At 46.8% G+C, this 26861-nt stretch carries 23 protein-coding genes and 3 pseudogenes; 20 read left to right on the forward strand and 6 right to left on the reverse strand.

What is annotated here, in order from left to right; translation table 11 throughout:
• Nucleotides 1-79 precede the first annotated feature (79 nt).
• Nucleotides 80-1498 carry a levansucrase gene (gene sacB, locus QA442_RS04190; RefSeq protein WP_071582387.1) on the reverse strand — a complete coding sequence of 473 codons (1419 nt, stop codon included), beginning with the start codon at nt 1496-1498 and terminating at the stop codon, nt 80-82.
• Between the two features lie 534 nt (nt 1499-2032).
• On the opposite strand from sacB, the gene QA442_RS04195 reads away from it, so the two are divergent.
• The 4 genes and pseudogenes from QA442_RS04195 (at nt 2033) to padC (ending at nt 5178) form a co-directional block, all read left to right on the forward strand.
• Nucleotides 2033-3403, forward strand: coding sequence for a serine hydrolase (locus tag QA442_RS04195; RefSeq protein ID WP_095431941.1), 1371 nt, complete (start codon nt 2033-2035; stop codon nt 3401-3403).
• Complete coding sequence (locus QA442_RS04200) at nt 3404-4084, forward strand: aspartate/glutamate racemase family protein (protein ID WP_071582389.1); 681 nt, start codon at nt 3404-3406, stop codon at nt 4082-4084.
• A gap of 129 nt (nt 4085-4213) precedes the next feature.
• A pseudogene (locus QA442_RS04205) lies at nt 4214-4670 on the forward strand (DUF3237 domain-containing protein).
• A 22-nt stretch (nt 4671-4692) separates the two neighbouring features.
• The gene (padC, locus tag QA442_RS04215) at nt 4693-5178 is read left to right on the forward strand and encodes a phenolic acid decarboxylase (protein ID WP_069838674.1); all 486 of its coding nucleotides are present in this window, start codon (nt 4693-4695) and stop codon (nt 5176-5178) included.
• A gap of 26 nt (nt 5179-5204) precedes the next feature.
• Here the strand turns inward: padC and QA442_RS22180 are convergent.
• The 3 genes and pseudogenes from QA442_RS22180 to slrR all read right to left on the reverse strand — a co-directional run bounded on the left by QA442_RS22180 (nt 5205) and on the right by slrR (nt 7348).
• Nucleotides 5205-5326: pseudogene (locus QA442_RS22180) on the reverse strand (hypothetical protein).
• 18 nt (nt 5327-5344) lie between these two features.
• Complete coding sequence (gene pnbA, locus QA442_RS04220; protein ID WP_095431940.1) at nt 5345-6814, reverse strand: para-nitrobenzyl esterase; 1470 nt, start codon at nt 6812-6814, stop codon at nt 5345-5347.
• Nucleotides 6815-6889: 75 nt separating this feature from the next.
• A complete protein-coding gene (gene slrR, locus QA442_RS04225) occupies nt 6890-7348 on the reverse strand; it encodes an HTH-type transcriptional regulator SlrR (RefSeq protein WP_095431939.1) in 459 nt (152 codons plus the stop codon).
• 245 nt (nt 7349-7593) lie between these two features.
• Here slrR and QA442_RS04230 point away from each other — a divergent pair, with 245 nt between their 5' ends.
• The 15 genes and pseudogenes from QA442_RS04230 to QA442_RS04300 all read left to right on the forward strand — a co-directional run bounded on the left by QA442_RS04230 (nt 7594) and on the right by QA442_RS04300 (nt 23335).
• Nucleotides 7594-8298: a YveK family protein gene (locus QA442_RS04230; RefSeq protein ID WP_069150359.1), complete on the forward strand. Its 705-nt coding sequence runs from the start codon at nt 7594-7596 to the stop codon at nt 8296-8298.
• A gap of 5 nt (nt 8299-8303) precedes the next feature.
• The gene (gene epsB / locus QA442_RS04235; RefSeq protein ID WP_040081747.1) at nt 8304-8987 is read left to right on the forward strand and encodes a protein tyrosine kinase EpsB; all 684 of its coding nucleotides are present in this window, start codon (nt 8304-8306) and stop codon (nt 8985-8987) included.
• A 234-nt stretch (nt 8988-9221) separates the two neighbouring features.
• Complete coding sequence (locus tag QA442_RS04240) at nt 9222-11042, forward strand: polysaccharide biosynthesis protein (protein ID WP_176465947.1); 1821 nt, start codon at nt 9222-9224, stop codon at nt 11040-11042.
• Nucleotides 11043-11053: 11 nt separating this feature from the next.
• A complete protein-coding gene (locus QA442_RS04245; protein WP_095431937.1) occupies nt 11054-12199 on the forward strand; it encodes a glycosyltransferase family 4 protein in 1146 nt (381 codons plus the stop codon).
• Nucleotides 12196-13032 (forward strand): glycosyltransferase EpsE, encoded by an 837-nt coding sequence (gene epsE, locus QA442_RS04250; protein WP_069150356.1) that lies wholly within the window; start codon nt 12196-12198, stop codon nt 13030-13032. Before QA442_RS04245 ends, epsE begins: the two co-directional genes overlap by 4 nt.
• Complete coding sequence (locus tag QA442_RS04255; RefSeq protein ID WP_095431936.1) at nt 13025-14179, forward strand: glycosyltransferase family 1 protein; 1155 nt, start codon at nt 13025-13027, stop codon at nt 14177-14179. Before epsE ends, QA442_RS04255 begins: the two co-directional genes overlap by 8 nt.
• Nucleotides 14176-15280 (forward strand): annotated as a pseudogene (gene epsG, locus QA442_RS04260) (biofilm exopolysaccharide biosynthesis protein EpsG). The gene QA442_RS04255 and the pseudogene epsG overlap by 4 nt, the downstream one beginning before the upstream one ends.
• A gap of 24 nt (nt 15281-15304) precedes the next feature.
• A complete protein-coding gene (locus QA442_RS04265; RefSeq protein ID WP_095431934.1) occupies nt 15305-16339 on the forward strand; it encodes a glycosyltransferase family 2 protein in 1035 nt (344 codons plus the stop codon).
• A 4-nt stretch (nt 16340-16343) separates the two neighbouring features.
• Nucleotides 16344-17420 (forward strand): polysaccharide pyruvyl transferase family protein, encoded by a 1077-nt coding sequence (locus tag QA442_RS04270; RefSeq protein ID WP_095431933.1) that lies wholly within the window; start codon nt 16344-16346, stop codon nt 17418-17420.
• A complete protein-coding gene (locus QA442_RS04275; RefSeq protein WP_095431932.1) occupies nt 17417-18451 on the forward strand; it encodes a glycosyltransferase in 1035 nt (344 codons plus the stop codon). The genes QA442_RS04270 and QA442_RS04275 overlap by 4 nt, the downstream gene beginning before the upstream one ends.
• A complete protein-coding gene (locus tag QA442_RS04280; protein ID WP_095431931.1) occupies nt 18448-19965 on the forward strand; it encodes an MATE family efflux transporter in 1518 nt (505 codons plus the stop codon). The genes QA442_RS04275 and QA442_RS04280 overlap by 4 nt, the downstream gene beginning before the upstream one ends.
• Nucleotides 19962-20570 carry a sugar transferase gene (locus tag QA442_RS04285; RefSeq protein ID WP_095431930.1) on the forward strand — a complete coding sequence of 203 codons (609 nt, stop codon included), beginning with the start codon at nt 19962-19964 and terminating at the stop codon, nt 20568-20570. The genes QA442_RS04280 and QA442_RS04285 overlap by 4 nt, the downstream gene beginning before the upstream one ends.
• Complete coding sequence (locus QA442_RS04290; protein ID WP_095431929.1) at nt 20567-21217, forward strand: acetyltransferase; 651 nt, start codon at nt 20567-20569, stop codon at nt 21215-21217. The genes QA442_RS04285 and QA442_RS04290 overlap by 4 nt, the downstream gene beginning before the upstream one ends.
• 4 nt (nt 21218-21221) lie before the next feature.
• Nucleotides 21222-22388: a DegT/DnrJ/EryC1/StrS family aminotransferase gene (locus QA442_RS04295; RefSeq protein ID WP_095431928.1), complete on the forward strand. Its 1167-nt coding sequence runs from the start codon at nt 21222-21224 to the stop codon at nt 22386-22388.
• Entirely contained in the window at nt 22367-23335 is a 969-nt protein-coding gene (locus QA442_RS04300) for a polysaccharide pyruvyl transferase family protein (protein WP_095431927.1), read from the forward strand. The genes QA442_RS04295 and QA442_RS04300 overlap by 22 nt, the downstream gene beginning before the upstream one ends.
• A gap of 9 nt (nt 23336-23344) precedes the next feature.
• Here the strand turns inward: QA442_RS04300 and yvfG are convergent, their stop codons facing one another.
• Nucleotides 23345-23563: a protein YvfG gene (gene yvfG / locus QA442_RS04305; RefSeq protein ID WP_003219905.1), complete on the reverse strand. Its 219-nt coding sequence runs from the start codon at nt 23561-23563 to the stop codon at nt 23345-23347.
• Between the two features lie 78 nt (nt 23564-23641).
• Between yvfG and rpoN the strand changes: the two genes are divergently transcribed.
• Nucleotides 23642-24952, forward strand: coding sequence for an RNA polymerase factor sigma-54 (gene rpoN / locus QA442_RS04310; RefSeq protein WP_095431926.1), 1311 nt, complete (start codon nt 23642-23644; stop codon nt 24950-24952).
• A 25-nt stretch (nt 24953-24977) separates the two neighbouring features.
• On the opposite strand, the gene lutP is transcribed toward rpoN, so the two are convergent.
• Nucleotides 24978-26669: an L-lactate permease LutP gene (gene lutP, locus QA442_RS04315; protein ID WP_014665442.1), complete on the reverse strand. Its 1692-nt coding sequence runs from the start codon at nt 26667-26669 to the stop codon at nt 24978-24980.
• Between the last annotated feature and the right edge of the window lie 192 nt (nt 26670-26861).

Genomic DNA, 26861 nt, shown 5'->3' on the forward strand with positions numbered 1-26861 from the left:
ATGGGATTCACCTTTATGATGTTGATAAGAAATAAAAGAAAATGCCAATAGGATATCGGCATTTTCTTTTGCGTTTTTATTAGTTAACTGTTAATTGTCCTTGTTCAAGGATGCTGTTTTTCACAACAGATGTTTTCTTGCCTTTGATGTTCAGCAGGAAGCTTGGCGCAAACGTTGATTGTTTGTCTGCGTAGAATCCTCTGTTTGTCATGTAGCTTGTAATCACGACATTGTTTCCTTTCGCTTGAGGTACAGCGAAGTGTGAGTAAGTAAAGGTTACATCGTTAGGATCAAGATCCATTTTTAACACAAGGCCAGTTTTGTTCAGCGGCTTGTATGGGCCAGTTAAAGAATTAGAAACATAGCCAAGCATGTAAATATCGTTAGACGTGATGCCGTCAATCGTCATTTTTGACCCGCGGGAGTCAGTGAACAGATACCATTTGCCGTTCATTTTAAATACGTTCGCACGTTCAATTTCGTCTGTTACTGTGTTAGATGCAATTAGCGGTTTCATCACTTTTTTCAGTGTGTAGTCATTGTTTAGCTCAATCATGCCGAGTGCGCCGTTAGCTAATTCAGCAGTGCGCTTTTTATCACTTTGCAGAAGTTTTTGACTTTCTTGACGGAAGAACGATGTGCTTTTGCCATAGTATGCTTTGTTAAATAAAGATTCTTCGCCTTGGTAGCCATCTTCAGTTCCAGTGTTTGCTTCAAATACTAAGTATTTGTGGCCTTTATCTTCTACGTAGTGAGGATCTCTCAGCGTATGGTTATCGCCTGAGCTGTAGTTGCCTTCATCGATGAACTGCTGTACATTTTGATACGTTTTGCCGTCGCCGTCAAAGATTGATTTATGATCCTCTACACCGTTGATGTTCAAAGAGTTGTCTGATGTTGATACGTTAACTTGTGCAGTTGTCAGTGTTTGTTTGCCGTAATGTGTACCGGAAAAGTCAGTGTAGAACAAACGGATGTGACCGTCAGATGTGAATGTCGCTGAGCCAGACCATTCTTGTGTTTGTTCTTTCAGGATTGAATCATTTGCATCGAATTTGTCGCTGTCTTTGAAGACGCGGCCAGCGTTTTTCCAGCTGTCAATAGAAGTTTCGCCGACTTTCTGATAGAACATGTAGATAGATGTGTCATCCGCATTTTTAGGATCTCCGGCTAATGCAAAGACGATGTGGTAGCCGTGATAGTTTGCGACTGTGCCGTCAGCGTTTTGTAATGGCCAGCTGTCCCAAACGTCAAGGCCTTTTGCAGAAGAGATGTTTTTAATTGTGGACGAATCGAATTCAGGCACTTGATATTTTTCATTTTTTTGCTGTTCAGGGATTTGGAGCATATCATGGCGTGTAATATGGGAAATGCCGTAAGTTTCTTTATATGGTTTTTGAGTTGTTTCTTTCGCAAACGCTTGAGTTGCGCCTCCTGCCAGCAGTGCAGTTGTAAAGGTTAGTACTGTTGCTTGTTTTGCAAACTTTTTGATGTTCATCGTTCATGTCTCCTTTTTGTATGTACTGTGTTAGCGGTCTGCTTCTTCCAGCCCTCCTGTTTGAAGTTGGCAAGTCAGTTACGCACAATAAAAAAGACCTAAAATATGTAAGGGGTGACGCCAAAGTATACACTTTGCCCTTTACACATTTTAGGTCTTGCCTGCTTTATCAGTAACAAACCTGCGTGATTTACTTTTCGACCTCATTCTATTAGACTCTCGTTTGGATTGCAACTGGTCTATTTTCCTCTTTTGTTTGATAGAAAAACATAAACGGATGTAAAGATTACAGGTCTAAGGAACTAAAATATCTATCAATTTCTTTTCGTTCTCTGCATTTTTTATTGCCTCTGTCGCATAGGCATAAAGTTGTCTTTTTAATAATAATTCAGAAAATAGCATACGATCTCATTCCATTAAAAAAGTGAACGGCGCTTATATGTGATCGGTTAAAAAGGATCTAACTGAGGGATATTTCAAAATATTTGAAACGTTCATAGCCTGGTAACGTACAAAGCTATGGGAGGTGGAGGAATGAAGCAGAATAAAAGAAAGCATCTTCAGACGTTATTTGAGACATTAGGCGAAAAACATCAGTTTAACGGGACGGTTCTGGCTGCGGAAGAGGGTGATATTTTATATCATCACTCTTTTGGCTATGCGGAAATGACTGAAAAACGCCCGTTGCAAACCAACTCTTTGTTTGAGTTAGCGTCTCTGTCGAAGCCTTTTACAGCTTTGGGAATCATCTTGCTGGAGGAGAAGGGGATTCTTAGCTATGAAGACCAAGTGGGTCGCTGGCTGCCTGGTTTTCCGTATCAGGGTGTAACGATTCGGCATTTATTGAACCATACGTCAGGGCTTCCTGATTATATGGGTTGGTTTTTTGCCAATTGGGATCAAAACAAGATTGCGGTGAATCAGGATATTGTCGATATGCTGATGAATGAGGGGCTGCCCGGTTATTTTGAGCCGAATGAAGGCTGGCTGTACAGCAATACAGGGTATGTTCTGCTGGCGGTTATCCTTGAAAAAGCATCTGGCATGAGTTATGCGGATTTTATGAAAACAAGTATTTTTTCACCGATCGGCATGAATGAAACAAGAGTGTATAACAGGAGGCTTTTGCCTGAGCGAATTGATCATTATTCATATGGATATGTGTATGATGTACACTCCGAAACATACGTCCTTCCAGACGATTTGGAGGAAACGAACTATGTTGTGTACCTTGATGGCATACAAGGGGATGGGACGGTGAACTCTGTCACAAGCGATTTATTTCGTTTTGATCAGGCTTTATATCAGAACGATTTCATCAGCAAGGCTTCTAAGGAATCCGCGTTTTCTCCAGTACGCCTCAACAACGGAGAAACAATTGATTATGGCTTTGGCTGGGTACTGCAAAACAGTCCTGAAAAAGGGCGGGTTGTCAGCCATAGCGGAGGATGGCCCGGCTATTCAACGATGATGATCCGATATATCGATCATCGTAAAACGCTGATCTATTTGAGTAATAAGGAAGAGGATACTGAATATGAACAAGCGATTCTGAAGGCGGCGGAACATATTCTATTTGGCCAGCCATATGAGGTCCCGGAACGTCCTGCTGATAAAAAGAAAAAAGCAATTGATACGGCGATATACAGCCGCTATGTTGGCAGCTACTTGCTTCAGGATGGGACGGCTGCACAGGTGACAGCCGAGAATGAACGGCTTTATTTGGAGATCACCGGGCAGCTGAGACTGGAGTTATTCCCTTCCTCGGAAACGCGTTTTTTTCTGCGAGCATTGTCTGTTGAAGTCGAGTTTATGTTAGGCGAGGATGCTGCGAAAAGCTTTATCCTCTATGAGGATGGCTCAGAGGAAGAAGCGGTCCGCACGAATGAGAAAGGAATGAACTAGATGATCGGAATATTAGCCGGAATGGGTCCGAAATCGACCTCGCCGTTTATCGATAAGGTGATTGATTACTGTCAGAAGCTGTATGGGGCTTCAAACGATATTGACTATCCGCACATGATGATCTATTCATGCCCGACGCCCTTCTATGCAGATCGTCCGATTGACCATGATGAGATGAAAAAAGCGATTATCGACGGAGCGGTAAAGCTTGAGAAAACAGGCGTTGATTTCATTGCGCTGCCTTGTAATACGGCGCATGTCTACTATGAAGAGATTCAGCAGTCATTGTCGGTTCCTTTGTTAAATATCGTTGAGGAAACGATAAAAGCGATTCCGCATCCTGCAAAAAAAGCGGTGGTGTTAGGAACAGAGCCAACCATCCAATCCGCCATCTACCAAAATGGGCTGAAGGCAAATGGACAAGAAGTTGTTCACAAGGACCTTTGGCAGCACGCTGTGAACCGGCTTATTGCCGCAATCAAACAGCCAAATCATATGCATACACAAGCATTGTGGCAGACGCTATATGAAGAAATCAGTCAGCATGCAGACATCATCATTTCAGCCTGCACGGATTTAAATGCGGTGTTAGATCATTTTCAAAGTGAGATTCCGATGATAGATTCCTCTGCCTGTCTTGCAAAAAGCACTGTCAGCACATATCTTGCGTATCAAAGCTAGCTTAAGACAAGGACTGTCTTCAAACAGTCCTTGTTTTTTATGTTCCTATTGTTTGACAGTTAACTGCAATGGTGTTAAATTGAACATGTAAATAGTTACATGATTTTTTCTGAAGGTGAGGTGGTGCCCTTGAAGAAGCCGGTTTTAAAACCATTCGCCTCTTTAGAAATCAAGGTTGATCCGCCTATCACAATTGGTGAGACAGGCCTGGGACTGAGACGATTTATTCCGATTCGTTCGGGAACAATAACCGGGGAAGTAAAGGGACGTATTTTGCCGGGCGGTGCCGATTCGCAAATGATTCGTGCTGACGGCAGAACCGATTTATCTGCCAGGTATGTAATCGAAACAGCAGATCATGAACTGATTTACATTGAAAACCAATGGAATACGGCAAGTCAGCGAGCCGTTTCGAAAACAAGCGGCAGCCGGGGAAATCATTGATCCGGAGCATGTTTATTTTCGTACGGTACCGACGTTTGAAACAGGCAGTGAAGCCTATCAATGGCTGCATGACCGCTTGTTTATCGGTTCCGCAGAAAGAACCTCTGATTACGTTCGACTAGACATTTATGAAGTACAGTAAAAGACTAAGGAGAGTGTGAAAGATGGAAAACTTTATCGGAAGCCACATGATTTATACGTATGAAAACGGATGGGAATACGAGATTTATATTAAAAACGACCATACAATTGATTATAGAATTCATAGCGGAATGGTTGCCGGACGCTGGGTTCGGGATCAGGAAGTGAATATTGTCAAACTGACAGAAGGCGTATATAAAGTGTCTTGGACAGAGCCGACTGGCACGGATGTTTCATTAAACTTTATGCCAAATGAAAAACGCATGCACGGCATTATTTTCTTCCCGAAATGGGTGCATGAACATCCTGAAATTACAGTGTGCTACCAAAATGACCACATTGACTTGATGAAAGAATCACGCGAAAAATATGAAACGTATCCAAAATACGTTGTACCTGAATTTGCGGAAATTACATTTCTGAAAAATGAGGGAGTCGACAATGAAAAAGTGATTTCGAAGGCTCCTTATGAAGGAATGACAGACGATATTCGTGCGGGAAAATTATAAGAAACATCAAAACCCGGAAAAGAGATTTACTTCTCTTTTCCGGGTTTTCTTTTTGCTGCAAAAACAATCTGATTCCAGCCCAGCGCATAGGCTGTACCACGGTCGACAAAATGATGATACAAGCCGCCACAACAATGACAGCGCCAATGTATCATATTTCCCCAGTTTATTCTCCTTTTGAAGGGAATAATTTCTGCCTTTTTTCAGAATCCGGATCGTTTTCGATCACAATCTCCGAATCAAAAATCAGCGTCTCTCTCGTTTCTTCGTGATACGCCGGCCAATTCACAGCTTCGGTGCTTGGGTTTCCTGTTTTGGCGAACGTGATCCATGCTGATTGTATCGTGTGAGAAAGCTGTTTCACCTCATCCGTAACCTCCGCGTTTGCCATCCGCTTCAACCCATCCAGATTTCCAAAGACAAAAGGAAGCTCTAATGCGTGAAACGCTTTATTGTACGGCGGCTTCTCCGGGTGCCAATCGAACCTGTACATCCAAACCGGGGCGTAGTGGGACTGTGCGGATGCATAGGCAACGGCCGGGCGCCAAAATAACAAATCAGTCATCATGTGAATCTGGCTTTCCAGAGAACGCGGATACAGATCGGCGGCTTTCTTGGCCAGCGGCTGCCCTAATAAATACTCGAGTGCAGCATCAAGCGTTTCCTGAGAATGAACGTCTGAATCAGGGGTGAAAAATAAATATCCTTCATCACGGGTTGTTCCGATTAATAGCGGAATGCCGGCAGCAGCCCCTTCTGCTATTGCTTTTTCTGGTTCAGCAGGCAGCGTTTTCGGATCAAGGGCGGGCTGGAAAAACAGATGAAAGATATTTTCTTTTTCTGTGATCCGAAGCTGATCAGCCGCTTTTAGCAAATCTTCTGCAGAAACCGTATGCAATTTCTCCAGTTGGCTCTCGTTAATCCCAAGGACCTGTAACAAGGCTGCCGCGGTGCTCGCCGCTTGTTCTTTCGTCATCGTTCGAGAAGCGCCGCTTTCCATGATTGCTTTCTGGAACAGGCCTTTTGCCGCTGGCATTGCGAGCAGCGCGGCAATGCTCATGCCGCCGGCGGATTCTCCAAATACTGTTACGTTATCGGGATCACCGCCAAACGCTGAGATATTCTCCCGCACCCATTTCAGTGCGGCGGCTTGGTCTAAAAGCCCAAGGTTATCGGAATACGCCTCATCAAATGAAGACAAGTGCAAAAAGCCAAACGGCCCCAGCCGATAGTTCAGTGTAACGACAATGACTTCTCCCTGCGCCGCAAGTTTTGATCCGTCATACAATGGATCACTGCCCGCTCCAAGATAAAAAGCGCCGCCGTGAATCCACACCATGACAGGCAGGTTTTGACTTGGAGTGTCAGGCGCAAATACATTGAGATACAAGCAATCCTCGGACTGGCGCGGCAGTTCAGCATACGATAGTGAAAGTAAATCAGTCGGCTGCGGGCAAACAGGGCCATAGGCTGTAGCATCAAGTACATCTTCCCACACTTCAGGCGGCTCAGGTGCTTTAAAACGCAATTGTCCGACAGGCGGCTTGGCAAAGGGGATGCCTTTCCATATATGTACGCCGTTTTCCGTTGTGCCTTTTACTTTGCCGTATTGAGTCGTTACTGTTTGATGAGTCATTGTGTCCTCTCCCTTTTTCCCCCATTATAAACAGATTTACCCTGAAGATGCGAACGTTAGCCCTCTAGCCGATCATCATCTTCCCATCGTTTTTAAAAAGGATTTGACTTCATGGACAGTCAAGCCGATTTCTCTTGCTTCCGCCATCAGCGCTTTCCATTCTTCTATATTGGATTCCGTCAGTTTACGGTTGCGGTAAGAAGCCGTTTCAGGCTGTTCTTTCTTGAGTCTGTTCGTAAAAGTGAACAATTCTTCCTTTTCCATTCCGGCTTGTACGGCTTGCACTAAATGTACGCGCCACTCCTCTTCATCGCCGCTGATTTTTTCATACATCATTGTTTCTGCGTCAAATAATTCTGTTAATTCCACATCAAGTGTCGCCGAAACTTTTTTTAAAAATTGAACGGACGGATTCGTGTGAACCCCTCTTTCAATCTTGCTTAAATACGATTTGGAAACGCCTGACTCAATCGCCAGCTGATTAATAGAATAGCCTTTTCTTTTTCGGTACAAACGGATAATTCTTCCAATCATAATGTGAAATTCTCCTCTATTCCTGTCGTTATTTTGTTCATTATAAGGAATAATTCGTTCTTTATAAAATTTAAAATAATAAGGGAAGTGCAGTAAATTAGAGGAAAATCATGATTTTGTTCTCTAAAGAGAACTTATTGGCTTATTTTGCAATTTTTAAATAATACTATTTTCTTTTATAATCCAATCATTAACAGAAAGGGGCGCGGGAAGCCAGCCGCGGGAAGGCTGAAGGCTATGAATACATGAATGAGAATATGAGTTTTAAAGAATTATATGCGATTGTCAGACACAGATTCGTGCTGATTCTGCTCATCACAATCGGCGTTACCCTGATTACGGGTTTTGTGCAATTTAAGGTTATTTCACCGACCTATCAGGCGTCGACACAGGTGCTGATTCATGAATCAGACGGTGAAGAAAACTCGAATCTCAGTGACATCCAGCGAAATCTTCAGTATAGCAGCACGTTCCAATCGATTATGAAAAGCACTGCCTTGATGGAAGAGGTCAAGGCGGAATTGCACCTATCTGAATCGGCTTCCTCGCTGAAAGGAAAAGTAATCACCAGCAGTGAAAATGAATCAGAAATTATCACCGTTGCCGTCCAGGATCACGATCCGGCGAAAGCGGCTGAGATTGCGAACACATTAGTGAACAAGTTTGAAAGAGCAGTAGATGAAAGAATGAATGTACAAGGCGTACATATATTATCAGAGGCGAAGGCTTCGGAAAGCCCGATGATCAAGCCGGCCCGGCTGCGAAATATGGTCATGGCTTTTGGCGCTGCTGTCATGGGCGGCATTACACTGGCATTTTTTCTGCATTTTCTCGATGATACGTGCAAAAGCGCACGGCAGCTCAGCGAGAGAACCGGATTGCCATGCCTAGGCTCCGTTCCTGATGTTCAAAAAGGGCGGAATCGCGGGATAAAACATTTCGGGGAGTGAAGCGAGTGATCTTTAGAAAAAAGAAAGCAAGGCGAGGTTTGGCTCAAATATCTGTTTTACACAATAAATCAGTTGTTGCGGAACAATATCGCACCATCCGGACAAACATTGAGTTCTCATCTGTCCAGACCAACTTGCGATCCATCCTCGTCACCTCCTCTGTGCCTGGTGAAGGTAAATCGTTCAGTGCAGCGAATCTTGCGGCTGTCTTTGCGCAGCAGCAGGAAAAGAAAGTACTGCTAGTGGATGCCGATTTAAGAAAGCCGACCATCAATCAGACGTTTCAGGTTGAGAATGTAACCGGGCTGACAAATGTGCTGGTCGGTAATGCTTCACTCAGTGAGACGGTGCAAAAGACGCCGATCGATAACTTATACATACTGACAAGCGGCCCGACCCCGCCAAATCCGGCAGAACTGCTGTCTTCAAAAGCAATGGGAGATTTAATATCTGACATCTATGAACAATTCAGCCTCGTCATCTTTGATTCCCCTCCGCTTTTGGCTGTTGCCGATGCTCAGATTCTAGCAAATCAAACAGACGGCAGCGTGCTTGTCGTTTTAAGCGGAAAAACAAAAACCGATACCGTCCTGAAAGCAAAAGATGCACTGGAACAATCCAATGCGAAGCTGTTAGGCGCTCTTTTAAACAAAAAGAAAATGAAAAAATCGGAACACTATTCCTACTAGTTTTTGGAAAGGTGATGTCTCCTGACCTGTATCAATGGAGGCACTCGGCTCTGCTGTGGGCAGCTGAAGTTGCTGCCTTAGATGCTGGTCGTCGCTGGCGGGGCGTGAGGATGGGTTAAATGCCCACTTATCTGATATATACATAGGACGTGTTGTCGGTTTAGCTGTTGCCGATGTTTTGGAGAGACGAAAACCGCCGCAGCTAAACCGATAAAAGAATTAGGGGGGAATAGGTTGAGTTACCGGAGAAGACTATCAATGATTATTGCGCTGGATACTTACCTCGTTTTAAATTCAGTTATTGCAGGATATCAATTTTTAAAAGATTCCTATCAATTTTATGACTCCGGAGCATTACTGCTTACCGCTGTCAGCTTGCTCCTCAGCTATCATGTGTGTGCTTTCCTGTTCAATCAGTATAAACAGGTGTGGACATACACCGGGCTCGGCGAGCTGCTTGTCCTGCTTAAAGGCATTACGCTTTCCGCCGCTGTGACCGGCGTCATTCAGTATGCTGTGTATCATACGATGTTCTTTCGTCTGTTAACCGCGTGCTGGGTGCTTCAGCTTTTGTCCATTGGAGGGACGCGTATTTTATCCAGAGTATTAAACGAAAGCATTAGAAAAAAACGCTGCGCCTCATCCCGCGCGCTGATTATCGGGGCGGGCTCAGGCGGGACTCTGATGGTCAGGCAGCTGCTTTCCAAAGATGAACCTGATATCATACCTGTCGCTTTTATTGATGACGACCAAACGAAACATAAATTAGAAATCATGGGGCTGCCCGTAATCGGCGGAAAAGAAAGTATCATGCCTGCGGTGCAAAAGCTCAAAATTAACTATATTATTATTGCCATTCCTTCACTCCGCACCCATGAGCTTCAGGTGTTATATAAAGAATGTGTGCGAACCGGAGTAAGCATTAAAATTATGCCTCATTTTGATGAAATGCTGCTCGGCACACGAACTGCCGGACAAATCAGAGATGTAAAAGCTGAGGATCTGCTCGGCAGAAAGCCAGTGACCCTCGACACTAGCGAAATTTCGAACCGCATCAAAGGAAAAACAGTTCTCGTCACAGGAGCGGGCGGATCAATCGGCTCGGAAATCTGCCGGCAGATCAGCGCGTTTTTGCCTAAGGAAATCATTCTGCTCGGCCATGGGGAAAACAGCATTCATTCGATTTATACAGAGCTGAATGGACGATTCGGCAAACACATTGTGCTCCATACGGAAATCGCTGATGTGCAGGACCGCGATAAAATGTTTACCTTAATGAAAAAGTACGAGCCGCATGTTGTCTACCATGCAGCTGCCCATAAGCATGTCCCTTTAATGGAACACAATCCTGAAGAGGCGGTCAAAAACAATATCATCGGAACAAAAAATGTCGCGGAAGCAGCCGATATGTCGGGAACTGAGACATTCGTGCTGATTTCATCAGACAAAGCGGTGAACCCAGCCAATGTAATGGGGGCGACAAAACGGTTCGCGGAAATGATTATTATGAATCTTGGAAAAGTCAGCAGTACCAAATTTGTCGCTGTCCGTTTCGGCAATGTACTCGGGAGCCGCGGCAGCGTCATTCCGATTTTCAAAAAACAAATTGAAAAAGGCGGCCCTGTGACAGTAACACATCCGGCAATGACCCGCTATTTCATGACGATTCCCGAGGCATCAAGGCTTGTGATTCAGGCTGGGGCACTGGCGAAAGGGCGTCAGATTTTCGTTCTCGATATGGGAGAGCCTGTAAAGATTGTGGATCTTGCCAAAAACCTCATTCATTTGTCCGGCTACACGACTGAGCAGGTTCCAATCGAATTCACAGGCATTCGTCCGGGCGAAAAAATGTATGAAGAATTGCTGAACAAAAATGAAGTCCACGCTGAACAAGTCTTTCCAAAAATTCATATCGGTAAAGCGGTAGACGGCGATTGGCCGGTGCTGATGCGCTTTATCGAGGATTTCACTGAACTGTCGGAAGCCGACCTGAGAGCGAGGCTGTTTGCGGCAATCAATACATCAGACAACATGACGGCTGCCAGTGTTCATTAGGGGGAGTGAAAATGACGAAAAAGATATTGTTTTGCGCGACTGTTGATTATCATTTTAAGGCCTTTCACCTCCCTTATTTTAAATGGTTCAAGCGAATGGGCTGGGAGGTTCATGTCGCCGCGAGCGGACAAACCAAGCTGCCGTATGTGGATGAGAAATTCTCCATCCCGATTCGCAGGTCACCATTTCACCCTCAGAATCTGTCCGTTTATAGGCAGCTGAAGAAAGTGATCGACACCCATGAATACGACATGGTTCATTGCCATACACCGGTAGGCGGCGTTCTCGCCAGGCTGGCGGCGCGGCAGGCGCGGCGGTGCGGAACAAAGGTGCTGTACACAGCGCACGGCTTTCACTTCTGCAAAGGGGCACCGATGAAAAATTGGCTTCTATACTATCCGGTCGAAAAGTGGCTTTCAGCATATACGGACTGCCTGATCACGATCAATGAAGAGGATTACACACGGGCGAAAGGACTTCAAAGGCCGGGCGGAAGGACGCAGAAAATTCACGGCATTGGCGTCAATACTGAGCGTTTCCGGCCTGTTAGCCCGAAAGAGCAGCAAAGACTCAGAGAAAAACACGGATTCCGTGAAGATGATTTTATATTGGTTTATCCGGCTGAGCTTAATGTGAACAAAAATCAGAAGCTGTTAATTGAAGCCGCAGCCTTGCTGAAAGAAAACATTCCTTCGCTCCGCCTTGTGTTTGCCGGGGAAGGGGCAATGGAACAAACGTATCGAACGTTAGCTGAAAAGCTTGGCGCTTCCGCCAATGTCCGTTTTTATGGCTTTTGCCGCGACATACATGAGCTGATTCAGCTTGCGGATGTATCTGTGGCATCCAGCATGAGAGAGGGCCTCGGCATGAATGTGCTTGAGGGAATGGCGGCGGAAAAACCGGCGATCGCCACAGATAACCGCGGGCATCGGGAAATCATCCGCGACGGAGAAAACGGTTTTCTGGTCAAAATCGGTGACAGTGCTGCTTTTGCCCGCCGGATTGAACAGCTTTACCATAAGCCGGAACTCTGCCGAAAGCTGGGACAGGAAGGCCGAAAAACAGCCTTGCGCTTTTCAGAGGCGCGAACGGTGGAAGAAATGGCAGATATTTATTCCGCGTACATGGATATGGATACAAAGGAGAAAAGCGTATGAACTCAGGACCGAAAGTTTCTGTCATTATGGGCATTTATAATTGCGAGCGCACGTTGGCAGAAAGCATAGAATCCATACTCAGCCAATCCTATAAAAATTGGGAGCTGATTTTGTGCGATGATGCGTCAACAGACGGCACGCTCCGCATCGCGAAGCAGTATGCCGCTCATTATAGCGACCGCATCAAACTGATTCGAAACAAAACAAACAAGCGGCTTGCCGCATCATTAAATCATTGTCTTTCGCATGCGACAGGCGATTATATCGCACGTCAAGACGGAGATGACCTTTCGTTTCCGCGCCGTCTGGAAAAGCAGGTCGCGTTTTTAGAAAAACACCGCCACTATCAGGTGGTTGGCACCGGCATGCTTGTGTTTGATGAATTTGGCGTAAGAGGCACCCGCATCCTGCCTTCTGTTCCGGAGCCGGGCGTCATGGCAAAAGGGACCCCATTTTGCCACGGCACGATTATGATGAGAGCGAGTGCCTACCGCACGCTGAAAGGCTACCGGTCGGTGCGCAGGACGAGACGAATGGAGGATATCGATTTGTGGCTTCGCTTTTTTGAAGAGGGCTTCAGGGGCTATAATCTTCAGGAAGCCTTGTATAAAGTGAGGGAAGACAGCGATGCATTCAAACGGCGGTCATTTACGTATTCGATCGACAATGCCATCCTTGTCTATCAGGCGTGCAGACGCTTGAAGCTTCCTATATCTGATTACATATATATCGCAAAACCGTTAATCCGCGCGTTTATGCCCGCAGCCGTGATGAATCGCTACCACAAAAAAAGAGTAATGAACCAAAAGGAAGGGCTTGTCAAGCATGACTAGCGGCCAAAAACGCGTGCTCCATGTTCTCAGCGGCATGAACAGGGGCGGCGCGGAAACCATGGTGATGAATTTATATCGGAAAATGGACAGAAGCAAAGTACAATTTGATTTTTTAACGTATCGAAATGATCCGTGCGCTTACGATGAAGAGATTTTATCCTTAGGCGGGCGGCTTTTTTATGTCCCGAGCATTGGGCAAAGCAATCCCCTTACATTTGTGAGGAATGTGAGAAACGCGATAAAAGCAAACGGGCCGTTCAGCGCCGTTCATGCGCATACAGATTTCCAAACGGGTTTTATCGCCCTTGCGGCAAGGCTCGCCGGAGTGCCGGTCAGGGTCTGCCATTCCCACAATACGTCTTGGAAGACCGGCTTCAATTGGAAGGATCGCTTGCAGCTGATGGTATTCAGGCGGCTCATCTTGGCGAATGCGACAGCGCTGTGTGCCTGCGGAGAGGATGCGGGCAGGTTTTTATTTGGACAGTCCAACATGGAGCGGGAGCGTGTTCACCTCCTTCCGAACGGGATTGATCTTGAGCTGTTCGCTCCAAATGGGCAGGCGGCTGATGAAGAAAAAACAGCCCGCGGTATTGCAGCTGACCGGCTCATCATTGGCCATGTGGCCCGGTTTCATGAAGTGAAAAACCATGCGTTTCTCCTGAAGCTTGCCGCACATCTCAAAGAAAGAGGCGTTCGCTTTCAGCTTGTTCTCGCAGGTGACGGGCCGCTGCGTGAGAAAATGGAAGAGGAGGCGCGGCGGCAGGATCTGTTGTCAGAGGTTCTCTTTTTAGGCACTGAAGACCGCATTCATGAATTGATGCGTACATTCGATGTATTTGTCATGCCGTCTCTGTACGAAGGCTTGCCGGTTGTGCTTGTGGAAGCGCAGGCGTCGGGGCTTCCATGCATCATTTCAGACAGCATTACAGAAAAAGTCGACGCCGGGCTCGGGCTTGTCACAAGATTAAGTCTCTCTGAGCCGATCAGCATTTGGGCTGAAACCATTGCAAGAGCGGCCGCCGCAGGCAGGCCGAAGCGCGAGCTCATCAAGGAAACACTCGCCCAACTTGGCTACGATGCACAGCAAAATGTAGGAGCGCTGCTGAATGTATACAACATCCGCACGGAAAAGGACAATAACCGATGATTGTATATGCCGTCAATATGGGGATTGTATTTGTTTGGTCTTGGTTCGCTAAAATGTGCGGCGGCCGTGACGATTCGCTTGCCACGGGGTATCGGCCGAATAAGCTTTTGATCTGGATTCCGCTCGCTTCACTTGTGCTCGTGTCAGGCCTCCGCTACCGAGTTGGCACGGATTTTCAGACGTACACACTGCTGTACGAATTGGCGGGCGATTATCAAAATGTGTGGCAGATATTCGGTTTCGGCACAGCAAAAACGGCGACAGATCCGGGGTTTACCGCACTCCTTTGGCTGATGAATTTTATCACGGAAGATCCGCAAATCATGTATTTTACGGTTGCGGCCGTGACCTATAGCTTTATTATGAAGACACTCGCCGATTATGGCAGGCCGTTTGAGCTGAGTGTCTTTTTATTTTTGGGAACCTTTCATTATTACGCGTCTTTTAACGGCATCAGGCAATACATGGTGGCAGCTGTTTTGTTTTGGGCGCTCCGTTATATCATCAGCGGGAACTGGAAGCGATATTTTCTCATTGTGCTGGTCAGCTCGCTCTTTCATTCGTCGGCGCTGATTATGATTCCAGTGTACTTTATTGTCAGAAGAAAAGCCTGGTCTCCGGCGATATTCGGCCTATCCGCTTTATTTCTCGGCATGACCTTTTTATATCAAAAATTTATTTCTGTGTTTGTCGTTGTACTTGAAAACAGCTCATACAGCCATTATGAAAAATGGCTTATGACAAACACAAATGGAATGAATGTGATCAAAATCGCTGTTTTGGTTCTGCCGCTGTTCCTTGCATTTTGCTATAAAGAACGACTGCGGAGTCTGTGGCCGCAAATTGATATTGTCGTCAATTTGTGCCTGCTAGGTTTTTTGTTCGGCCTTTTGGCCACAAAGGACGTGATTTTTGCCAGATTCAATATTTATTTCGGTCTGTATCAAATGATCCTAGTCCCTTATTTCGTCAGGATATTTGATGAAAAATCGAACGCTCTTATCTATATTGCTATCGTTGTTTGTTATTTTCTTTACAGTTATTTGCTTATCTTAGGTTGATTCATCGGTTCTGCCTTACAGAACGATTTTTTCCCGGTAATTTATGCACGAGGAGCCGGTCATTATGGAAACACCTGCGGTTAGTCTGTTAGTCGCTGTTTATAACACAGAAACATATATCAGAACGTGTCTCGAATCACTGCGGAACCAGACAGTGGACAATATTGAAATCATCATCGTCAATGACGGTTCAGCTGACGCCAGCCCGGATATCGCGGAAGAATACGCCAAAATGGACAACAGGTTTAAGGTGATTCATCAGGAAAACCAGGGGCTCGGTGCGGTTCGGAATAAAGGCATTGAAGCTGCACGCGGCGAATTTATCGCGTTTATCGATTCAGACGATTGGATCGAGCCTGATTATTGCGAGCAGATGCTCCGCGCAGCAGGCGATGAAACTGATCTGGTCATTTGCAATTACGCCGCGGAGTTTGAGGATACTGGCAAAACCATGGACTCAGACATTGCCCAAACCTATCAGGATCAGCCGAAGGAGCATTATATCAAGGCATTATTCGAAGGAAAGGTCAGAGGGTTTTCATGGAACAAACTGTACAGAAGAAGCATGATTGAAGCCCATCGGCTGTCGTTTCCGCTCCGAGGCGAGCTGGAGCATGTCGAGGATCAGTTTTTCAGCTTCAGGGCTCATTTTTTCGCCCGCTCGGTATCCTATGTAAAAGCGCCGCTCTATCATTACCGAATTCACCTTTCCTCCATTGTGCAGCGCTATCAGAAAAAACTGTTTGAATCAGGGCTTGCGCTGTATGAGGCGAATGCGGCGTTTTTACAGGAGAACAACAAACTGGAGGAGTACCGCAAGGAGCTTGATACCTTTATCATTCTTCACAGCAGCCTCTGTATGCTGAATGAATGGAAAACGAGCGGCAGCCGCCGGCTGTTTGAAAAGCTTAGAAATGTTGGCATGATATGCGCGGACCCGGTGTTTCAAGAAAGTCTTTCAAAAACGGGAACAGCGCCTTTTGACGCAAAACGGTCATGCCTGCTTCTGATGGCGAAATACAGAATGATTCCGTTCGTCGCGATGGCATCGGCTGTGTATCAGCGGGTGATCGAGTACAAAATGAGAAACAGAGGGTGAGGACATGTCGTTACAATCGTTGAAAATTAATTTTGCAGAATGGCTGCTGCTTAAGGTCAAATACCCGTCCCAATATTGGCTGGGAGCGGCAGACCAGCCGGTAAAGGCCGCAGCACATCAGAAAAAAATCATACTGACCCTGCTGCCGTCCCATGACAATTTGGGAGATCACGCAATTGCTTATGCCAGCAAGGCATTTCTTGAGCAAGAATACCCGGACTTTGACATCATCGAGGTCGATATGAAGGACATTTACAAATCAGCAAAAAAACTGATCCGCTCGCGCCACCCGGAGGATATGGTCTTTATCATCGGCGGCGGAAACATGGGGGATTTATACCGTTATGAGGAATGGACTCGCCGCTTCATCATTAAAACATTTCATGACTATCGGGTTGTCCAGCTTCCGGCAACGACTCATTTTTCCGACACGAAAAAAGGGCGGAAAGAGCTGAAGCGGGCACAGAAAATTTATAATTCGCACCCGGACCTGTTGCTGATGGCACGGGATGAAACAACGTATCAATTTATGAAACAGCATTTTCAAGAAAAAACAATTCTGAAGCAGCCGGACATGGTGCTGTATTTAGACAGAAGCAAGGCCCCCGCAGAGCGCGAAGGGGTTTATATGTGTTTGCGCGAGGACCGGGAAAGCGTGCTTCAGGAGGAGCAGAGAAACTGGCTCAAAGCTGCGCTATATGAGGAATTCGGCGAGATCAATTCCTTTACGACAACTATTGGGCGCCGGGTCAGCCGCGATACACGGGAACAAGAGCTTGAAGCGCTGTGGTCTAAGCTGCAAAGCGCAGAAGCCGTCGTCACTGACAGGCTTCATGGCATGATTTTTTGCGCGCTGACAGGAACGCCGTGTGTTGTTATTCGCTCCTTTGACCATAAGGTGATGGAAGGCTATCAATGGCTGAAAGACATCCCATTCATGAAGCTGATTGAACATCCGGAGCCGGAGCGTGTAACAGCCGCAGTCAATGAGCTTTTAACAAAAGAAACACTCCGTGCCGGCTTTCCGAGAGATGTGTATTTTAAAGGTCTGCGTGACAAAATCAGCGGTGAAGCGCAATGACCCCGCTTGTCAGCATTATTGTCCCGATGTATAATGTTGAACCATTTATAGGGGAGTGCATTGATTCTTTGCTTGGCCAAACGCTTTCTGATATTGAAATCATCCTCGTGAATGACGGAACACCGGATCGGTCAGGAGACATTGCAGAGGACTATGCAAAACGGGATGCGAGAATTCGGGTCATTCATCAGAAAAACGGTGGGCTTAGTTCAGCACGAAATACGGGAATAAAGGCCGCGCGGGGCACTTACATTGGCTTTGTAGACGGAGACGATTATGTATCTTCCGCCATGTTCCAGAGACTGGCTGAAGAAGCGGAGCAAAATCGGCTCGACATCGCCGGATGCGGTTTTTACAAGCAGTCACCGGACAGGCGGACATATGTGGCGCCGCAGCTTGAGGCAAACCGCGTGCTGACAAAAAAAGAAATGACTGAATGGCTTAAATATGCTCACGAAACGAGATTTATCTGGTATGTATGGCGTTATCTTTACCGTCGTGAGCTTTTTGATAGGGCGAATCTGATGTTTGAGGAAGACATCCGTTTTGCTGAAGACTCTCCCTTCAATTTGTCCGCTTTTCGCGAAGCGGAGCGGGTGAAAATGCTTGATGAAGGATTGTACATTTATCGTGAAAACCCGAACAGCCTGACAGAAACTCCTTATAAGCCGGCGATGGATGAACATCTTCAAAAACAATATCAGGCTAAAATCGCATTCTACAATCACTATGGCTTAGCAGGCGCATGCCAAGAAGATTTGAATGTGTACATTTGCAGGCACCAGCTTCCGATGCTTTTGGCAAATGCCTGTGCTTCTCCGAATTCGCCGAAAGACATCAAAAAGAAGATCAGACAGATTTTATCTTATGACATGGTGCGGCAGGCTGTCAGACATACTCCGTTTCAGCATGAGAAATTATTAAGAGGAGAGCGTTTGATATTGGCACTGTGTAAATGGCGGCTCACTTTTCTCATCAAACTGTTTTTCGAGCAGCGGGGGACGATGAAAGGCAGTGCGAAGCAGGCATGAAATTCACGATAAACTTCAGCGCGAATCTTACGGCTTTTCTCTTGTCTGTTTTCCTGTCGGTTTGGATGACGCCTTTTATTGTCAAAACGCTCGGTGTGGAAGCGTTCGGCTTTGTTCACTTGACACAAAATGTGATTAATTACTTTTCGATTATCACCGTGGCTCTCAGCTCGGTTGTCGTTCGCTTCTTTTCTGTTGCTGCCCACAGGGGAGAGCGTGAGAAAGCAAATGCGTATATCAGCAATTATTTAGCGGCCTCTGTTTTGATTTCATTGCTTCTCTTGCTGCCGCTTGCGGGCTCGGCTTTTTTTGTTGACCGCGTTATGAATGTGCCGCAAGCGCTTTTGGCTGATGTGCGTGTGTCGATTTTGATCGGCAGTCTGCTGTTTATCTTAACGTTTTTGACGGCTGGTTTCGGGGCTGCACCATTTTATGCCAACCGCCTTTACATCACCAGCTCCATTCAGGCGGTGCAAATGCTTGTACGCGTGCTGTCTGTGCTGCTCCTGTTTGCATGCTTTGCGCCAAAAATCTGGCAGATCCAGCTTGCCGCTTTAGCTGGTGCTGTCATCGCGTCTGTGCTGTCTTTCTATTTCTTCAAAAAGCTGATTCCATGGTTTTCGTTCCGTATGAAGGATCTTTCATTCCGCACAAGCAAGGAGCTGTTTCAAGCGGGCGCATGGAGCTCCGTCAATCAAATCGGCGTCCTGCTTTTTTTGCAGATTGATCTGTTAACCGCCAATTTGATGCTTGGAGCGTCCGCATCCGGGAAATACGCGGCGATTATCCAGTTTCCGCTGCTTTTGCGCAGCTTGGCAGGAACGGTCGCATCCCTGTTTGCGCCTATCATGACTTCATATTATTCAAAAGGCGATATGGACGGATTGATGAATTACGCCAATAAGGCAGTGAGGCTGAATGGCCTTTTGCTTGCACTTCCTGCTGCCTTATTGGGCGGGTTGGCGGGGCCTTTTCTGACAATCTGGCTCGGACCGTCCTTTTCGTCGATAGCACCGCTTTTATTTATTCATGCCGGATACTTGGTGATCAGCCTCGCCTTTATGCCGCTGTTTTATATTTGGACCGCTTTTAATCAACAAAAAACACCGGCGATTGTTACCCTGCTGTTAGGCGCAGTGAATGTGGTGCTGGCCGTCACGCTGAGCGGGCCGGCTCATCTCGGTCTGTACGGCATAACATTGGCCGGGGCGATTTCCCTTATTTTAAAGAATGCCATCTTTACGCCGCTTTACGTATCCCGCATTACAGGCTGCAAAAAGCACGTGTTCTTTAAAGGCATCATCGGGCCTCTTTCAGCCGCTGTGTTTGCCTGGACGGTTTGTAAGGCCATGCAGTTTGTTGTGAAGATTGACGGCTGGACGTCACTGATAGCGACGGGAGTGACAGTCAGCTTTTGCTACGCTGTTTTCGCTTTTATGCTCGTTTGTACAAAAGAGGAAAGACAGCTGATACTAAAACGGTTTCGAAAAACGAAAGGAGCTGTGAATCTTTGATCCTGAAACGACTTTTTGATCTGACGGCCGCCATTTTTTTGTTGTGCTGTACGAGTGGGATCATTTTGTTCACCATCGCCGTTGTCAGGCTGAAAATAGGATCACCTGTCTTCTTTAAGCAAGTAAGGCCGGGCCTGCACGGCAAACCGTTCACCCTGTATAAGTTCCGGACAATGACGGATGAACGGGACAGTGAAGGAAATCTGCTGCCCGATGAAGTTAGGCTGACGAAAACAGGCAGGCTGATCAGAAAGCTAAGCATTGATGAGCTTCCGCAGCTTCTGAATGTTCTGAAGGGCGATCTCAGCCTTGTCGGGCCGCGGCCGCTTTTGATGGACTATCTGCCCCTTTATACAGAAAAACAGGCCCGGCGCCACGAGGTGAAGCCGGGTATCACAGGCTGGGCGCAAATCAATGGCAGAAACGCGATTTCCTGGGAAAAGAAATTTGAATTAGATGTTTGGTACGTTGACAACCGATCATTTTTTCTCGATTTGAAAATTCTATGTTTGACGGTGCGAAAGGTTCTTGTTTCAGAAGGGATTCAGCAAACCAATCATGTGACCACGGAACGGTTTACCGGAAGCGGAGATGTGTCCTCATGAAGAACGTGGCCATTGTGGGTGACGGCGGACACGGAAAGGTGATCAGGGAGCTGATAAACGCCCGCACAGATACGCGTTTAGCCGCGGTGCTGGATGATAAATTCAAAACGTTCGAAGGCGGAAAAGAATGGTACACAGGCCCGCCGGAAGCCATTAGTGAATTGCGCAGGCTCATTCCCGATGTGCTGTTTTTGATTGCTGTTGGAAATAACAGTGTCAGAAAACAGCTGACTGAACGACTGGGACTGAAGAAAGATGATTTTATTACATTGATTCACCCGTCAGCCATCGTCAGCAAGTCGGCTGCTATCGGGGAAGGGACCGTGATTATGGCGGGCGCAATCATTCAGGCGGATGCGCGCATCGGCGCCCACTGCATCATCAATACGGGCGCAGTGGCAGAGCACGACAATCAAATCAGCGATTACGTTCATCTGTCCCCGCGTGTCACACTGTCAGGAGCGGTTTCCGTTCAGGAAGGCGCTCACGTTGGAACCGGTGCGTCCGTCATACCGCAGATCACAATCGGGGCTTGGAGCATTGTCGGCGCCGGCTCTGCGGTAATCCGTTCCATACCGGACAGGGTAACGGCGGCCGGGGCACCGGCACGCATCATTTCTGCCATTCAAACATCAAACAAAGGATGATTCTATGCATAAAAAAATCTACTTATCTCCCCCTCACATGAGCGGCAGGGAGCAGCACTATATTTCGGAAGCCTTTCGCTCAAACTGGATCGCGCCGCTTGGGCCGCTCGTGAATTTATTTGAAGAACAGCTGGCAGAACGCGTCGGTGTAAAAGCAGCAGCTGCGGTCAGCTCTGGAACGGCTGCGATTCATCTGGCGCTGCGTTTGCTTGAGGTAAAAGAAGGAGACAGCGTGTTTTGCCAGTCCTTCACATTTGTAGCAACCTCCAATCCGATTTTATATGAAAAAGCGGTGCCCGTCTTTATTGATTCTGAGCCTGACACATGGAATATGTCGCCGAAAGCCCTTGAAAGAGCATTGCAGGAAGCGAAAAGAAACGGCACTCTGCCAAAAGCGGTGATTGCTGTCAATCTATATGGACAGAGCGCGAAAATGGATGACATCGTAAGCCTGTGTGATGCATACGGAGTTCCTGTCATTGAGGACGCAGCCGAATCTCTCGGAACAGTCTACAAAGGGAAGCATAGCGGGACATTCGGGCGCTTCGGCATTTATTCATTTAACGGGAACAAAATCATCACCACATCAGGCGGAGGGATGCTTGTTTCAAATGATGAAGCCGCAATTGAAAAAGCAAGATTTCTCGCGTCGCAGGCCCGTGATTCGGCTGTTCATTATCAGCACAGTGAAATGGGGCATAATTACAGGCTGAGCAATATTTTAGCCGGTGTCGGCATTGCCCAGCTCGATGTGCTGGATGAGCGCGTAGAGAAAAGAAGGACCATTTTTACGAGATATAAAAATGCACTCGGTCACATAGACGGCGTCCACTTTATGCCGGAGTACGCAGCAGGCGTATCCAATCGCTGGCTCACCACGCTCACACTTGATAACGGGCTCAGCCCCTATGACGTAGTTCACCGTCTTGCTGAAGAAAACATTGAAGCCCGTCCGCTGTGGAAGCCGCTCCATACCCAGCCGCTGTTCGATCCTGCTTTGTTTTATTCTCATGAAGATACAGGAAGCGTATGCGAAGAGCTTTTCAAGCAAGGGGTCTGTCTCCCATCCGGGTCAAATATGACAGAAGATGAGCAAGATCGGGTCATTGACGTGCTACTGCACTTATTCCAAACTGCCGAGGTGAAGAAATGGACAGCAAGCATTCGATGATCAGCCTGAAACAGAAACTGTCCGGGCTGCTCGACGTCATTCCGAAACAATCTGAGATCGTATATGCGGACTATCCTCTATATGGGAATGTAGGGGATTTATTTATTATGAAAGGAACAGAAGCCTTCTTTCAAGAACACGGGATTCGGGTCAGAAAACGCTGGAATCCTGACAATTTTCCAGTCGGACGAAAGCTGGACCCTAATCTTATCATCGTCTGCCAGGGAGGCGGAAACTTCGGGGATTTGTATCCGTATTATCAAGGCTTTAGAGAGAAAATCATCCAAACCTATCCGAACCACAAAATTGTGATCCTGCCGCAATCGATTTATTTTCAAAACAAAGACAACCTCAAGCGGACGGCGGAGGTATTTTCTAAGCATGCGAATCTCCACATCATGACAAGGGAAAAAGCCTCCTATGCTACGGCACAGGCTTATTTTTCAAGAAATCACATTCAGCTTCTGCCTGATATGGCTCATCAGCTGTTTCCCGTCATTCCCACGCAGCAGCCGTCTAATCAAAAGCTGAGATTTATCCGAACAGATCATGAAGCAAACCAGGAGCTTCAGGAACACGCACAAGCGGAGAGCTACGACTGGCGCACGGTCCTGTCAGCTTCAGACCGCCGGACGATCGCTTTTCTGCAAACGCTCAACGTCCTGAACAAAAAAGCGGGCAACCCTTTGCCTATTGCGTATATATGGGGAAAATACTCGGATTATATCGTCAAAAAAGCCATTCGGTTTTTCAGCCGTTACGAATCGGTGGAAACATCAAGGCTGCACGGCCACATCTTGTCTTCTCTTCTTCAAAAAGAAAACACGGTCATTGATAATTCCTATGGGAAAAACGCCAATTACTTTCATACCTGGATGGAAGGAGTGCCAAGCACCCGGCTCATCCAGGACGCCTCAAAGAAGGAAAACCTTCCTGCTCACGTGTGAGCGGAAGGTTTATTTTGATTCTCCACGTTTGACTTTGTTGTATGCTTCATCTAAATGCTGAATCCGCTTTAAGACGACAGCGTTTTTCGTCAGCTGGTCTTGCACGAGCGTTGAGACGACGGAACGATAGTAGCTGTTCATCGCGTGGATTTTATCCTCAGACTGATTCATTTCAATATGCTGTTTTAAATTCTCAATAAAATAAGGGACGGAAAAAAGTTCAGACATTTCTTTGGCAGCTCCTTTTTCATAAATGTATACGGTGTGATCTCAATCATGTACAATGAAGAAAGGGGAGTGAGCAAGATGGATATGAAACTTCAGCAAGTACAAGTATTAAAGCCTCAACTGACACAGGAGCTCAGGCAGGCCATCACGCTGCTTGGCTATCATTCGGCAGAGCTTGCCGAGTACATTGATGAGCTCTCACTGGAAAACCCTCTTATTGAACGAAAGGAAACAGACACACCGCCACTATCTTACCATAAAACAAATAAAAACAGGATGAATGCACAGGAAGCGGGCCTTCAATTAAGTGATCCGCAAAAAACATTGCAGGATGCGTTAAAACAGCAGTCACTCGATATGAATCTGTCAAACACTGAAAAAAAGATTTTTAATTATCTGATTTATTCGCTTGATGCAAACGGATACTTGGAAGAAGATGTTGAGGAGGCGGCACAGCGCTTATCTGTATCGGCCAAGGAAACAGAGGCTGTTTTGGCAAAACTCCAGTCACTAGAGCCGGCTGGAATCGGCGCGAGATCTTTGCAGGAATGCATCCTTCTTCAATTACAGCGGCTGCCGAACAGAAATGAACACGCGGAAATGCTTGTTTCTGCTCATTTTGATGCTTTTGCGCAAAAAAAGTGGAAAGCGCTTTCAGTGGAGACTGGAATTCCGCTTGATACCATTCAGGATATCTCAGATGATATAGCGGCTCTTCATCCAAGACCGGGTCTTCTGTTTGCCCGACCAGAGCAAGATGTGTATATCGAGCCTGACATTTTTATCACTGTAAAAAACGGGCACATTGCAGCGGAGCTGAATACCCGCTCGTTTCCCGAGATCGATCTGCATCCGCAGTACAGTACGCTTTTATCATCCGGCTCCTGTCAGGACACTGTCTCTTATTTATCCGCCAAATATCAGGAATGGCGCTGGCTGAGCCGCGCGCTGCGGCAGCGAAAACAGACAATCACGAGGATAATCAATGAGCTGATCACACGCCAAAAGGATTTCTTTCTGAAAGGGCGAAGCGCAATGAAACCGCTGACTCTCAGGGAGATAGCAGACTGCTTAAGCCTTCATGAATCAACTGTGAGCCGGGCCATTAAAGGAAAAACGATCCAAACGCCTTACGGGCTGTTTGAGATGAAACTCTTTTTCTCAGCAAAAGCCGAGGCTTCAGGAGATGGAGATGCGTCGAATTATGCAGTCAAAATGCATCTTGAAGACCTGATCAATCAAGAGGACAAAACAAAACCGCTCTCAGATCAAAAGCTTGCCGAATTGCTATATGAACAGCACGGCATCCAAATCTCGAGACGCACCGTGGCAAAATACCGCGATCAGATGAATATTCCGTCTTCGGCAGCGAGAAAACGGTATAAATAAAAACCTCCCGTGTTGGGAGGTTTTTTTAAGGAATCATCCAGCTGAACACATGATGCTGCAAAAAGGTGATGATACAAACGAGCAGCAGCAAAAACAGACTGTGTTTAATGGTAAAGCGGAAAAGATCTGACTCCTTTCCGGCGAGTCCTACCGCGGCGCATGCCACCGCAATCGATTGCGGCGAAATCATTTTTCCTGTGACACCGCCTGAAGAGTTGGCGGCGACAGACAGAACAGGGTCCATACCGACCGATAACGCGGTGACTTTCTGCAGGTTGCCGAACAGCAGGTTGGCAGAAGTATCCGAGCCGGTAATAAAGACGCCGAGCCAGCCGAGAACAGGTGAAAAGAAGGTAAACATCGAACCCGTCAGCGCGAGTGTCATCCCGAGTGTCGTGCTCATTCCTGAGGAGTTTGTGACATAGGCAAAACCAACCACAGATGCGATGGTCAAAATCGGAAGCTTCAACTCTTGGATCGTTTCTTTAAAAACGGCTCCCCAGTCTTTCCACGAAATCGCCGTGATGAATTTTGACAGCACAGCGGCAATCAAGATGGCGGTGCCGGCCGAACCGAGCACGTCAAGCTTGTAAACCGCTTCAATCGGCGTACCGTCAGCATTGGCAATCTGATTGTTCAAAAAAGGCACACCAGGGGCAAAAGTCAGTTTTTCCCCAACAGCATTCAGCCATGTCAAGAACACAGCAGAGCCTTCATAATGCCCGGTCAGCGCGGATTTGACAGATGGAATGCCCCATACGGAAATCATCACCGTCAGCAGTAGAAATGGCGACCAAGCCTTGAAAATCTGTCCGCCGCTGTACGCAGGCGCTGTCGGATTCGTTCGCGCCGTTTCAATCGCGGCGGCCGATTCCTGTTCACCGGCAAACCGGAATGTTGTTTTCGGCTTCCACCATTTCAAAAACACAGCAAGCGCAGCCATTGAAACAAGCGCTGACAAAACATCAGGCAGCTCAGGCCCTAAAAAATTGGAACTGAGATATTGAACAACAGCAAAGGAAACACCGGATACGAGAATTGCCGGCCAGACCTCCAAGGCTTTCCTGAACCCGCTCATAATGATGATTAAATAAAGAGGAATAAATACGGATAAAAACGGCAGCTGCCGCCCGACCATTTGTGAAATCTCCATCGCCGGAATCCCTGTCGGCCCTTCTACGGCTGTAATTGGAATTCCAATTGCGCCAAAGGCGACAGGCGCCGTATTGGCGATCAAACAGATCCCCGCCGCATAAAGAGGATTAAAGCCGAGACCGACCAAAAGCGCGGCAGAAATGGCGACAGGCGCTCCGAAGCCTGCTGCCCCTTCTAAAAAAGCCCCGAATGAAAAAGCGATCAAGAGGGCTTGAAGCCGCCGGTCATCAGTAATCGAGAGAACCGAACTGCGGATGATATCAAACTGCCCCGTTTTCACAGTGATTTTATACAAAAAAACAGATGTCACAATGATCCAGCCAATCGGCAATATTCCGTAAACGGCTCCTTGTGTCGCCGACATCAGCGCTTTTTCCGCAGGCATCCGATAAACCAATACAGCAATGACAAGGGCGATCCCCAATGTGGCCAAGCCCGCTGTATACCCCTTCATCCGTTTAATCGCGAGTGCCCAAAAAAAGAAAATAATCGGTACAAGTGCGGCAAGCGCTGATAAAAGCAAATTTCCCCCTATAGGCGTATATGCCTGTGTCCATTGCATCCCAAACCCCTCCTTGAAACATAAACTGGCGTTGTATGTAAGCGGTTTCTATAGATGATATGATCATCTGATGACTGGGTAATAAGACCAGTTACCTAGCATTATATTTTGAAAAAAATCAAAGTACAAGACTTTTTGACAAAATAGTCAAAATCTTTTGGCGGCCCATAAAACAGAGTATAATAGATCGTA

It is taken from the genome of Bacillus stercoris (assembly GCF_029772985.1).
In the GTDB taxonomy this organism is placed as follows: domain Bacteria; phylum Bacillota; class Bacilli; order Bacillales; family Bacillaceae; genus Bacillus; species Bacillus stercoris.